The 209-nt window shown below is 59.8% G+C and carries 2 tRNA genes; both read right to left on the reverse strand.

The window, feature by feature from the left end:
- Positions 1 to 2 precede the first annotated feature (2 nt).
- Positions 3 to 74 (reverse strand) — tRNA-Gln (locus ACZ3GY_RS24935).
- A gap of 59 nt (positions 75 to 133) precedes the next feature.
- A tRNA-Gln gene (locus ACZ3GY_RS24940) sits at positions 134 to 208 on the reverse strand.
- Position 209: the final 1 nt, after the last annotated feature.

Genomic DNA, 209 nt, shown 5'->3' on the forward strand with positions numbered 1-209 from the left:
GGCAGGGGCGGCTGGATTCGAACCAACGCATGCCAGGATCAAAACCTGGTGCCTTACCGCTTGGCGACGCCCCTGTATCGTGTGTGACGCAATGCTGCTCAATTCGGTATTACGAGCCACCCTTGGGTGGTTATGGCAGGGGCGGCTGGATTCGAACCAACGCATGCCAGGATCAAAACCTGGTGCCTTACCGCTTGGCGACGCCCCTG

The sequence above is a fragment of the Pseudomonas sp. PME37.24/006 genome (genome assembly GCF_055556635.1).